This window comes from uncultured Dokdonia sp., from assembly GCF_937910895.1.
GTDB lineage: Bacteria > Bacteroidota > Bacteroidia > Flavobacteriales > Flavobacteriaceae > Dokdonia.
In genome coordinates, this window is the sequence record NZ_CALEMI010000067.1 from 1 (window position 1) to 12,828 (window position 12,828).

The following is a 12,828-nucleotide window of genomic DNA, read 5'->3' on the forward strand; positions in this document are numbered from 1 at the left end:
ACCACAAGAAGTTTCTGCCATCGCTTCTCCTCGCCCAAAGCTAACACTTTGTCGTTTCCAAGGCTTCAAAAATTTTTAACGGAAATCCAGCGCTCCATCTCGCCCAGAATTCACATTCTGTCGTATACTGGAAAAAAAGAAGAAAAACTTATATCGAACTCACGTTAATCTAAAAAATATTCAATTCAAAGACGGGATATCTAAGATATGTATATACGCTTTCGCGAAAGCGCACACAGATATACACCCTTATATATCTTACAAAGTCTCTTGTTATTGATATCTAAATGTATAAGAATGGAAAAACTATTCCTTGTGAAAGACCACAATAGCAAAGAAAAACCTACTCTTGGATCATCCCTAGCTTATTGGCTATGTATATTAATTGTGGAAGTGTAGTCGCATTAAAATGATCTTTGAGCCTACTGATACGATCTTCTACAGAGCGAACACTATCTGGTAAGATCTTTTTTTCTTTTAGATAGACTGCGATGTCTTTTTGCTTTTTACCGTCTGCTAATAATCGCAATACGATCAATTCATAGTCACCAATTTCCAACACATTGCGTTGCTCTAAGGCTCCTTTAGCTACAGGGCAGTAATAAGAGTTTCCTTCAAAAACAGTGGTAACGGCAGCACCTAATTCTTTAAGTCCTTGCAATCCTTTACAGACATATCCGTCGATTTGAAACATTTCTGAAAGGGACTTAATCACAAAGTGTTTATCATTTGATGAAAATACAATCACTTTAATACTTGGCTGAAGCAATCGTATGCTACGTATCAATTCTTGACCTGTCACTATTTTATTTTTTCCAAAAGCAGGCGTAAAGGATAGATCGGTAATTAGAAGCTCGTACGGTTGTTGTTCGTGAATTCCCTTTCGGATGCGCAATAGCGCGTCATCACAAAATTGCACTTGATCTACGGTAGGAATTCCTAAATCTTTAAGACTTGTAACCATGCTGTTTTTGTCACTATCATGATCTTCTGCTATTAGTATTTTGGTGTACATAACTACTATTTAATTATATGGGGATGATGATACTCACTTGAAGTCCTTCATCAGGTTGCGCATCTAAAGTAAGTACTCCTTTCAATACCTGTATGCGGTTTTCCACACTCTTCAATGTCAGTTTCTTATCATCAACTCCAATTCCGTTGTCAGAATACTGTATGATAAGCTCTTGAACTTCTTTTTTAAAAGTGACCGCAGCAATACTTGCCTGACTGTGCTTTTTCATATTGGTTAATAGTTCTTGTACAATTCTAAAAACCTCTGATTTCAAGTCTGTATCTACGGATGTCCAAAATGTAGGGTCAAGCTGTTTTGTGATGATTTTTACTTCTTTATTTCCAAAGGAATTCAACAGGGATAATAATTCGTCAGGAAACCCTTCTCCTGTATCAATATCTGTATATTCTCTTGAGATATCCCGTGCTTTTGAATAGATATTCTGTAGCCCATCCAAAAGTTTTAATCCATTTTTTTCTAATAAAGACGGCTCATTTTCTAATTGTGTGATTAAATAGAAAATATCATTTCCTACCTCATCATGTACTTTTTTAGAGAGTCTGGTTTCAGTTTGATAGCGTTCTTTGAGTTGGCTAAGTTTTAGTTTTTGTGTGGCTTTTTGCCTTTGGAGATAATAGACAACAATGCTTATGATAAATAGTAACGCGATTCCAAATAGTAATAAGAGATTTCTATTTTGAGATTCTGAGATTCTTAAATCTTTTTGAGCGTTATCAGTGGCTAGTTTTAAATTTTCTTTTTCTGTTTTATCAAAATCATATTTAGTAGTTTTATAGATGTCTCTATTTTTATTTTGTAGGGACTTTAATTGATTTGTTGAGTTAACATATAGTTCGGATTCTATATTTACACGTTGATTCAATCTATTTTTAAGATTCAATAAAATCTCTAAGGCCTCTAAATTTGATGATGGGTTATTAATTTTTTTTGAGTTTTCTAGAGCTACATTTACATACTCAATAGCTTTTGTAATATCAGAGGAGCTATAATATTTTGCTAAATGTATATTACTTGCAATGAGTCCTAGAGTGTTATTCATTTGTTTTCTTTCAACAAGAGCTTCTTTCATTAACAAAATAGATTCAGAATCTAAAGAGTCTTTTAACCATTTAGCAAAACCTAAATTATCTTTGATTCTCGCTATTTGTAAATTATTATCTCTAATAATTGTATCCTTTAATAAAGCTGAATATTGTTTAATTGCCTCTTTATAGTTTTGCTTTTTAACCTGAATATTTGCTTTTGTATTTAAAAACGTGATAATTTCTGATTCATTTATCTTCTTTTTAATTATCGTATCGTTCAACAGAGCTAATGTTTTTTTATTCCATTCTTCAGCACCATTAAAGTCTCCTCGTTCTTTTTTACTAACAGCTATTGAATGGTAAGCGCCTGCAATGTTTTTATAATCAGTTGTTCCTTCTAAGTATTTTAATGCGTCCACCGCCATCTCTTCAGATCCTATATAATCCCCTAAGGTTCTCTGTATATTAGACATTTCCATTAATCGCCTACCAGACTGCACACTATCCTTTAAACTAGAATAAATTTTAAATGAATCGTTATAAAACTTAAACGCTAATTCATAGTTGTCTAATTTCTTATTGTAATAACCTAATTTATAATTAGACTTAGCCACACCAATACTATCGTTAGCTCTTTCATAGAATACGAGAATTTTTTCAAGGGTGCTAATTGCCTTCCCATAATCTTGAATTTCAAGTAGTTCTTTGATTTCTTTACTTAATGCGGATATGGAATCATCATATCTATAGTGTTCGTTTTTCTGAGCGAAAAGTGAACTAATAGATAAAAGAAAAAAGAGGAACGATAGTAAAATTACTTTCATTCCTCTAAATTAGAAATTATAAAACTAAACTACTAGCTATCAAACTAATTAGTTTCATCATCTTCCTCTTCGGGATCATTTTCTACTTCACCATCTTCCCCCACAGTTCCCTCCACAGGGATTTCTTCATCTATAGGATCAATGGAACAAGAAGTAAAGCTCATGCCCATCACTAGGACTATCAAAATATATAATACAGTTTTCATCTTTTAAAAATTTTTCGGATTAAAAAAAAGAGTGGCTGTCCGAGAGTTTCTCGGATATCTTTTTTAAAGCCACTCTTAGGTTTGGAGTACTCCGTTGTTTTTGAGAAGATGAAATCCGTATGCGGTAGCTTTTAACTACTTCTCACGTGGGTTAATTACAACCGCATTGTGGATTTCCACAGGAACAGTATGTGTGCTTTGGTTATGTTAGCACGACATAACCTTTACCGTTCTGAGAACAAATTAAAAGAGAAAAAATGAGCTAATTATTGACACAAGCATGCCATCTTATTGATATCTGTTTGTTACGTTTTGACATCTTTTGACACTTATATAAATAAATGACTATCAATAAATTAAAATAAATAACATGGCTATTTTAAAGGGGAATAAAATATCAGAAGTTGAAGAATTAATACAATTAGTATTTGAAAAAGCAGCAAAAGATTCTAAAGAGACACAAGCGTATGGATTATCACAATACTTAAGTGAAAAATTAAAAGAACCAATCGCCGAAAGAACACTTACTCGGTATTATGATGGATATGTATTAGATAAAAAAAGTGAACGAAAAAAGCCTACTAAAGCAAATCTTGATATTCTAAGTTGCTATGTAGGCTATACTGATTATAAGGATTTTTTGAGCAAGAAAAATGTTATCACAAAGGTTGATTCCTTTAAAACAAAAATAGTAGCTTCTGTTGTTCTTAATATTTTATTGATAGGAGTATTATCTTTTTTTACTATAACATATTATAAGAAGAATTGTATGATTTGGGTAGGCGATCACTATGAAAAAATAAGATGTTCTGGAATAGAAAATGAAGAAAGATTGGATCCTATTCGTTTAAAAAAATTAAGAAAAATCATGGTATGTAGAGATACTGTTTTCTTTAAAAATGGGAAAGCAAGAATTTGGTATGATAAGACAAATAACGTAAGAACGTATTTTTCGCATTATGGGATTAATCCTGAAAATGGAGAGTCACTTCACGAGATCACACAACCTATCATAGATAATCATGTTCCAAAGTGTAAGTAAAAAATATACGCTTTCGCGAAAGCAGATTAATTCAACTTATAATGCACGGCATTTTCCTCTAATGCATTTAATAATTCTTGAGAGATTTTTACTTTTTGTTTTTTACTAGGCATTCGCACATACAATTTCTCTTTAGGTTCAAAGACTTGAAAATGTAATTTATCATCTCCTTTATGCTCATCAAGAATTGTTTTTATTTCTTGAACACGTGCTTCGGCAATCTCGTTAATGTCTATATTGATCGTTAACTTTTTTGCATAGACATCCATCACATCTTGCAATTGCTGAATACTATTAAATTGCGTCCGCGGATCACTTCTTCTGCCAGTTTCTCTATTGACAAATCCTTCTCGTATAAATACTTTTGCATGAATAAAACTATTTGGAATCAAGAAATGACGTAGTTTTAAATACTCTTCGCCAAACATTCTAAACTCAAAAGAATCTGTAAAATCCTCTACGTGAAAAGCTGCCCATCCTTTTCCATTTTTGGAGACACGGTGTTGCACATCTGTAATGACCCCACCAAAAGTGAGTTCGCGATTTACATACGCTTCCATCGTATTAAAATGAGTTACGGTCGCATTACAAAAGGTTTGCATTTCTGTTTTAAAATCATCGAGTGGATGTCCTGAAATATAAACACCAACGACTTCTTTTTCTCTACGTAGTTTTTCCATGGTTCCCCATTCTTCACAAGGTGGAACTATAGGTTCTGGAATTTGCACTTCGCTGGATTCACCAAATAAACTTACTTGCGCACTATTTTCATTTTCTTGAAAACGCGCTCCATATTTTACAGCCTTTTCTAAAAAGGTGATTCCGTCGCCTTCATCGTGAAAAAACTGCGCGCGATGGGAATCTCCTAGTTCATCAAAACCACCTGCAAGAGCTAAACTTTCAAAGGCTTTTTTATTTGCCGCACGTAAATCAACACGACGTGCAAAATCAAACACCGATTTGTATTTACTTTCTTGTCTATTTTCTACGATCGTAGCTACAGCACCTGTTCCTACGCCTTTCACAGCGCCCATTCCAAAACGAATCGCCCCATTGTCATTTACTGTAAACTTTCTAAAAGATTCGTTGACATCAGGTCCTAATACTTCTAGCCCCATCCTTTTACATTCTTCCATGAAGAACGTGACTTGCTTGATATCATTCATGTTATTAGAAAGTACCGCTGCTAAATATTCAGCGGGGTAATGGGCTTTCAAATAGGCGGTTTGATATGCAATCCATGCATAACAGGTAGAGTGTGATTTATTAAAAGCATAAGCGGCAAAAGCTTCCCAATCCTTCCAAATCTTTTCTAGCTTTTCAGGATCGTGTCCTTTGGCGGAAGCCTGTTCAATAAATTTAGGCTTCATTTTATCCAACACGGCAATCTGCTTTTTACCCATCGCCTTACGAAGGACATCGGCTTCACCTTTGGTAAAATCGGCTAACTTTTGAGAGAGTAACATCACTTGCTCTTGATACACAGTAATTCCATACGTTTCCTTCAAATATTCTTCCATCGCAGGAAGATCATATTCAATCTCTTCTTCACCGTGCTTACGACGAACAAACGACGGAATATATTCCATCGGTCCTGGACGATATAACGCATTCATTGCAATTAAATCTTCAAAAACCGTAGGTTTTAAAGACTGCATGTGTTTTTGCATTCCGGGAGATTCATACTGGAAGATTCCTACCGTATCTCCTCTTTGGAATAATTCGTATGTTTTCTCATCATCTAGCGGAAAGTTTTCTGGATCCAGATCTACGTCATGGCGATACTTGACGAGCTTTACCGTATCCTTAATCAGCGTTAAGGTTTTAAGTCCTAAGAAATCCATCTTAAGTAGTCCTGCTTCTTCCACCACCGAGTTATCAAACTGTGTCACATACAGATCTGAATCTTTTGCGGTGGCTACAGGGACAAACTTGGTAATATCATCAGGCGTGATAATCACGCCACAGGCATGAATCCCTGTATTACGCAGAGAGCCTTCCAATTCCTTAGCTTTGCGCAACATTCGTCCTTCCAGATCATCGCCTTCTGAAAGGCTAATCAGTTCTTGGACTTTGACAAGATCATCGGCTCTAAACTTTCCTTTTAATTCCTGATCGCTTTTTCCAATAATCTTATTCAGCTTAGACATCGTAGGAATCAGCTTTGCAATCCGATCGGCATCCCCTAGTGGCAAATCCAGTGCTCTTGAGGTATCTCGTATCGATGACTTTGCCGCCATCGTACCATACGTAATAATTTGTGCTACTTGGTTGGCGCCATATTTATCAATCACATATTGCATCACACGACCACGTCCTTCATCATCAAAATCAATATCGATATCGGGCATACTCACACGATCCGGATTTAAGAATCTCTCAAAAAGCAGATCGTACTTGAGCGGATCAATATTGGTAATCCATAAGCAATAGGCGACCACACTTCCCGCTGCCGATCCTCGTCCTGGACCTACAGACACGTCCATATTCCGCGCTTCGCGTATAAAGTCTTCTACAATCAAGAAATACCCTGGATATCCTGTTTTTTCGATAACATCAAGCTCAAAATCCAGACGCTCTGTTACTTCATCAGAAAGCTCTTCTCCATATCGTTTTTTAGCACCTTGATAGGTGAGGTGTCTCAAAAATTTATTTTCTCCTCGTTTTCCTCCGTCTATTTTATCTTCTTCAAAAATGAACTCTTGAGGAATATCAAAGGCAGGTAGGAGTACATCACGTGCAAGTTCATACGATTCTACTTTATCAATGACTTCCTGCACGTTTATAATGGCTTCTGGAAGATCCTTAAAAAGCGCTTTCATCTCATCGCCGCTTTTAAAGTAGTATTCGTTATTTGGTAAACCATACCGATATCCGCGACCGCGACCTATAGGTGTTGCCACTTTTTCTCCATCTTTTACACATAATAGAATGTCGTGTGCTTCGGCATCTGCCTTGTCTACATAAAAGGTATTATTGGTTGCGATACATTTAATGGTATGCTTTCGCGAAAGCGTAACCAACACTGGCATCACTCTATCTTCATCATCCTGCCCATGTCGCATAAGCTCGATATATAAATCGTCACCAAATTGTTCTTTCCACCAAAGCAGCGCTTCTTCTGCTTGCTTTTCTCCCACATTTAAAATCTTACTAGGGACTTCTCCATAGAGATTTCCTGTGAGTACAATAATATCATCTTTATATTGCTCAATGACTTTTCTATCAATACGTGGGATGTAATAAAAACCATCTGTATAGGCAATGGACGCCATTTTTGCCAGATTGTGATAACCATTTTTGTTTTTGGCGAGCATCACAATTTGATAGCCATTGTCTTTCTGACTTTTATTGGTGTGATCTACGCATACATTAAATTCACAACCAACAATAGGTTTGATCGTTTTTGCTTCTGGCTCATTCCCTTCTGCGATGGCTGCTTCATTTTTAGCATTTACCGCTCTATTATAATTCTTGACAGCTTTCACAAAGTGAAAAGCCCCCATCATATTTCCTGTATCGGTCATCGCAACCGCAGGCATATCATATTTGGACGCCGCATCTACAAGGTTTTGAATGTTGGTTGTAGACTGTAAAATAGAAAACTGTGTATGATTGTGAAGATGTGCAAAGGCGACTTCTGCCATTTGCGCTTCATTATCTTCTATAACTGTTTTTGAAATCTCAGGCACTTCCTCTTTTTCAAGTGACTCCCGAATTTTTTTAGACGCTTTTTTTAGATTGATATGTTTGAGTCCTATAAATTGTATAGGCTGCGGATTATTTTCTGAGAATTTTTCGAAATAGTCTGGTTGTACGTCGAGTTCTTCTTTGGTAAAGACTCTTTGCCTAATCAATTCAAAGAAGCAGCGTGTTGTCGCTTCTACATCGGCAGTTGCATTATGTGCTTCTCCAAAACCTACTCCAAATAAATGTTTGTGAAGCTCTGTAAGGGTAGGCAATTTAAACTTCCCTCCTCTACCGCCAGGAATCTGACATAATTTTGCGGTAACTTCTGTACAGGTATCTAGTACAGGCAACTCTTGAAGATCGTTAGGAAGGGATTGCCTATGAAACTCGGCTCCCATAATATTGAGATCAAAGCCTACATTTTGACCTACAACAAATTTTGTTTTTGATAGCGCAATATTAAATTTTTCTAGCACTTCTTGTAATGAGAGACCATCACGTATGGCCAGTTCTGTAGAAATCCCATGGATACGTTCTGCGTCATACGGAATATCAAATCCTTGTGGTTTGATCAAATAATCCTGATGCTCTATCACATTTCCCATCGCATCGTGTAACTGCCAAGCGATTTGTATCGCGCGAGGCCAGTTGTCTGAGTCTGTTATTGGGGCATTCCAGTTTTTAGGTAATCCTGTGGTTTCGGTATCAAAAATAAGGTACATACGTATGCGTATTTATCACAAAGAAATGTACTAAAAATCTTCAGATAGCACATTACTTTTCAGATAGGAGTTATAAAATGTTATACACGAAAAAAGGGCTCCAAAATGAAGCCCTTTTTGTTATTTTTTTTAGTATTGTAAACTAGTAACTTACAGAAAACTCTCCGTCTGTAATGGAGAATCCATCGACTTCAAAAACAAATTCTCCTGAAACTTCACTAGCAGTTGTATCATTTGAAACAATGGTTAGTGTACCAGATTGTGCCTCTAAGACAGTACTTGTTCCGAGTAAAATATATGAAGCTTCAAAATCTGTGCCTGGCGCAATATCATACGTTCCTGGTGGTGTGTTTGGAGGAAACAAAACCGAAATAGATGCTTGTTGTGTTTGTCCAGTTACTGTTAAAAGATTAGCGCCTACTGTTGAGATAATAGTTGGATTAAATATAACAGAGTTTACTCTTGCTGTAAATGAGTCATTCGTACCTACATCTGGCATATCTCCTAATGCCGTAAGAATAGGAACTCCAAACATAAAACCTTGACTTAGGGTTATGGTATCTTGAATCCCGTTACGTAATGCTGTAAAATTAAACGTTCCTGATACGGTATTGTCACCATTAATCTGGTAATTAATTTGACCGTTTGCATTTGTTGAAGCTGTAGAAAATACATTTCCAAAGGCATCCGTATAAGAAGCAATATTGGTATTTGGATTATCTCCTCCTAATTGAACTTGTGTTTGATTAAGGGAGTTAATCAATAAATTAAGTGTTTGTGCGTCTGAGTTTCCTTGTACAAGAAGACCTCCATCATCAGTAAAAATTGCTCGACTATCTGCAGATCTAAAAAGAATACTATCTACGACTCCTTGTAAAGCAGGAGAATTATCTTGAATGTCACTTGAGCAAGAACATATCAAAGTTGTAATAAATATAAGGGCTAATAAAGATTTCATAATGACATAAATAGGTTTAATGGCAAATGTACTATAAAAAAGTAAATAACGTAATGTAGGCTAAAAAATTGTGTTATCTTTGCACGCTTAATTAAACCTGAGGTCGAGTACCTCAACAATTAATTCAAATTATGTCAGTTAAAATTAGATTACAAAGACACGGTAAAAAAGGAAAGCCTTTTTACTGGATCGTAGCGGCAGATGCTCGCTCAAAAAGAGATGGTAAATTCTTAGAAAAATTAGGCGTTTACAATCCAAACACAAATCCTGCAACTATCGAATTAGATGTTGACGGATCTGTAAAATGGTTACAGAATGGTGCACAACCTACTGAAACAGCAAAACGTCTTCTTTCTTATAAAGGAGCTATGCTTAAAAACCATTTGGCTGGAGGTGTACGTAAAGGAGCGCTTACAGAAGAACAAGCAGAAGAAAAATTCAATGCTTGGGTAGAAGAAAAAACATCAAAAATTACATCTAAACAAGGTGATCTTTCTAAAGCGGAAGAGAAGGCGAAAGCAGACGCATTTAAAGCTGAGCAAGCTGTAAACGAAGCTCGTATTGCAGCAGCACAACCTGAACCAGAAGTAGTTGCCGATGCAGAAGATGCGCCAGCAGAAGCTACTGAGGCAGCAGCAGACTCAGAAGAGTAATCATTATATTTTAGCACGATGAAGAAAGAAGAATGCTTCTATCTAGGTAAAATCGTACGAAAATATAGTTTCAAAGGGGAACTCCTAGCAAAGCTAGACACAGACGAACCTGAAATGTATACAAATTTGGAATCAGTATTCGTGGATTTTAACCCGAATCTGGTTCCTTTTTTTATGGAATCTTCTCAACTCCATAAGTCCACCCTCTTACGTTTTAAACTGGAAGATGTAAATACCGAACAGGATGCAGATGATCTTATAGGTGCCGATTTATACCTCCCACTTGATATGCTTCCAAAATTAGATGGAGACAAGTTTTACTTCCACGAAGTGATAGGATATACGGCCATCGATGAAAATTTTGGAGAAATTGGTACCATTAAAAGTATCAACGATACTACGTCACAAGCTATTTTTGAAATAGATCGTGACGGGAAAGAAATACTCATTCCTATGATTGATGATTTTATCAAAAAATTAGATCGGGAGAACAAAACTATCTTACTTCAAGTTCCTGACGGACTTATAGATTTGTATCTGTAAGTGTACAGAATATGTCACAAGCTCCATTTCAATTCAAACAATTTACCATTGCTCAAGACCGTTGTGCTGCCAAAATAGGCACAGACGGGGTCTTATTAGGCGCATGGTCTTCTATTGCTCATGACCCTTCTTCTATCTTAGATGTTGGAACAGGGACAGGCATTATAGCGTTGATGCTTGCCCAACGAAGTGATGCCGAAACCATAGATGCGCTAGAACTAGATGATGATGCCTACGAACAGGCTACGGAAAATTTTGAAAATAGCAATTGGGGCGATCGGCTGTTTTGTTATCACGCACATTTGTACGAGTTTGCTACCGAAATAGAAGATACGTATGATCTTATTATCTCTAATCCGCCGTTTTATGAAGCTTCCTCTCTCCCTCCTGAATCTCTTAAAAGCGAAGAGAACAGCATGTCTGATGCCAGGAAACTAGCACGATTTGAAGATGCGATGCCTTTTGAATTACTCATAGGGGCTGTTGCCAAATTACTTTCAGACACAGGCAGATTTAACGTGATCATTCCGCATCATAGAGAAGAAGATTTTATTGCTTTGGCTTCCAGCGCTCATCTATTTCCAACCCGCATTACGCATGTAAAAGGAACTCCTGAGAGCCCTATCAAAAGAAGCCTATTAGAATTTGCCCGTTTATCTCAACTCGAACAGACTATAGAAGGAGATGTGATACGCTTTCGCGAAAGCGTACTCCCCCAAGAACTTAGTATCGAATACGGGAGGCATGAATACACCAATGGGTATATTGCGTTAGTCAAAGATTTTTACTTAAAAATGTAAGAGTGATATTGGGCATAGAAAACGTTTTCGTTACCTTTGCGAGACTAAAAATAAAGCTATGCGACCAGATCTTTTTGAAGCGCCAGATTACTATAATCTCGACGATCTTTTAACCGAAGAACATAAACTAATCCGTGATGCTGCTCGTGCTTGGGTAAAGCGCGATGTGTCTCCTATTATTGAAGAGGCAGCTCAGAATGCTACATTTCCAAAATCTATCATTCCTGGACTTGCTGAGATAGGGGCTTTTGGCCCTTATATTCCAGAAGAATATGGTGGCGCAGGACTTGATCAAATCTCTTATGGATTAATCATGCAGGAGATAGAAAGAGGAGATTCTGGGGTGCGATCTACAGCTTCTGTACAATCATCACTAGTGATGTATCCTATCTGGAAATATGGGAATGAAGCGCAACGTAAAAAGTATTTACCAAAATTAGCCTCTGGAGAATGGATGGGGTCTTTTGGTCTTACCGAACCTGATCATGGATCTAATCCTGCAGGAATGGTGACTCATTATAAAGATATGGGAGATCATTATCTTTTAAATGGAGCGAAGCTTTGGATTTCTAACTCACCGTTCTGCAACGTTGCCGTAGTGTGGGCAAAAAATGAAGAAGGACGTATACACGGTCTTATTGTAGAACGTGATATGGAAGGTTTTTCTACACCAGAAACACATAACAAATGGTCTTTACGTGCGAGTGCAACAGGAGAGCTTATCTTTCAAGATGTAAAAGTGCCTAAAGAAAATTTATTGCCAAATAAATCAGGTCTTGGTGCTCCATTAGGGTGTCTAGATTCTGCCCGTTTTGGAATTGCTTGGGGTGCGATAGGTGCCGCGATGGATTGTTATGATACGGCATTGCGTTATGCAAAAGAGCGAATCCAATTTGGAAAACCAATCGCTGCTTTCCAATTACAACAAAAGAAACTGGCTGAAATGATCACAGAGATCACCAAAGCACAATTACTTGCTTTCCGTTTAGGGCAACTTAAAAATGAAGATCGTGCGACCTCTGCACAGATTTCTATGGCGAAGCGTAATAATGTGGATATGGCTCTAAAAATTGCTCGTGAAGCGCGTCAAATCCTTGGAGGGATGGGAATCACAGGCGAGTATAGTATTATGAGACACATGATGAACTTAGAAAGTGTGATAACGTATGAAGGAACACATGATATTCATCTTCTCATTACTGGGTTGGATATTACAGGTGAGAATGCTTTTAAGTAACAAAGAATTATATATTTTCAAAAAGCCGAATCTATAAAGATTCGGCTTTTTTGTGCTTTAATCGTTCGTATAATAACAAAAGAAAAAACCTT

10 protein-coding genes are annotated in these 12,828 nt (G+C 36.8%); 5 read left to right on the forward strand and 5 right to left on the reverse strand.

Translation table 11 applies throughout. The features are described 5' to 3' along the window. Window positions 1-343: 343 nt before the first annotated feature. From Q0505_RS08300 to Q0505_RS08310, 3 genes are read right to left on the reverse strand one after another with little or no spacing between them, the layout of a single operon-like run. Window positions 344-1,015, reverse strand: a complete 672-nt coding sequence (locus tag Q0505_RS08300; RefSeq protein WP_299211286.1) for a response regulator — start codon at window positions 1,013-1,015, stop codon at window positions 344-346. A gap of 13 nt (window positions 1,016-1,028) precedes the next feature. After that, window positions 1,029-2,885, reverse strand: a complete 1,857-nt coding sequence (locus tag Q0505_RS08305) for a tetratricopeptide repeat-containing sensor histidine kinase (RefSeq protein WP_299211289.1) — start codon at window positions 2,883-2,885, stop codon at window positions 1,029-1,031. A gap of 44 nt (window positions 2,886-2,929) precedes the next feature. Next, window positions 2,930-3,091 (reverse strand): hypothetical protein, encoded by a 162-nt coding sequence (locus Q0505_RS08310; protein ID WP_299211292.1) that lies wholly within the window; start codon window positions 3,089-3,091, stop codon window positions 2,930-2,932. Window positions 3,092-3,461: 370 nt separating this feature from the next. Here Q0505_RS08310 and Q0505_RS08315 point away from each other — a divergent pair, with 370 nt between their 5' ends. Then, window positions 3,462-4,133 carry a hypothetical protein gene (locus Q0505_RS08315; protein ID WP_299211295.1) on the forward strand — a complete coding sequence of 224 codons (672 nt, stop codon included), beginning with the start codon at window positions 3,462-3,464 and terminating at the stop codon, window positions 4,131-4,133. Window positions 4,134-4,159: 26 nt separating this feature from the next. Here Q0505_RS08315 and dnaE read toward each other — a convergent pair whose 3' ends face one another. Continuing rightward, entirely contained in the window at window positions 4,160-8,545 is a 4,386-nt protein-coding gene (gene dnaE, locus Q0505_RS08320) for a DNA polymerase III subunit alpha (protein WP_299211298.1), read from the reverse strand. A gap of 142 nt (window positions 8,546-8,687) precedes the next feature. Further along, window positions 8,688-9,503, reverse strand: a complete 816-nt coding sequence (locus tag Q0505_RS08325; RefSeq protein ID WP_299211301.1) for a DUF6252 family protein — start codon at window positions 9,501-9,503, stop codon at window positions 8,688-8,690. Window positions 9,504-9,634: 131 nt separating this feature from the next. On the opposite strand from Q0505_RS08325, the gene Q0505_RS08330 reads away from it, so the two are divergent. From Q0505_RS08330 to Q0505_RS08345, 4 genes are read left to right on the forward strand one after another with little or no spacing between them, the layout of a single operon-like run. Continuing rightward, a complete protein-coding gene (locus Q0505_RS08330; RefSeq protein WP_299211304.1) occupies window positions 9,635-10,156 on the forward strand; it encodes a 30S ribosomal protein S16 in 522 nt (173 codons plus the stop codon). An 18-nt stretch (window positions 10,157-10,174) separates the two neighbouring features. Continuing rightward, window positions 10,175-10,699, forward strand: a complete 525-nt coding sequence (gene rimM, locus Q0505_RS08335; RefSeq protein ID WP_299211307.1) for a ribosome maturation factor RimM — start codon at window positions 10,175-10,177, stop codon at window positions 10,697-10,699. Between the two features lie 11 nt (window positions 10,700-10,710). Continuing rightward, window positions 10,711-11,499: a methyltransferase gene (locus tag Q0505_RS08340; protein ID WP_299211310.1), complete on the forward strand. Its 789-nt coding sequence runs from the start codon at window positions 10,711-10,713 to the stop codon at window positions 11,497-11,499. Window positions 11,500-11,557: 58 nt separating this feature from the next. Continuing rightward, window positions 11,558-12,736 carry an acyl-CoA dehydrogenase family protein gene (locus tag Q0505_RS08345; RefSeq protein ID WP_299211313.1) on the forward strand — a complete coding sequence of 393 codons (1,179 nt, stop codon included), beginning with the start codon at window positions 11,558-11,560 and terminating at the stop codon, window positions 12,734-12,736. Window positions 12,737-12,828 lie beyond the last annotated feature (92 nt).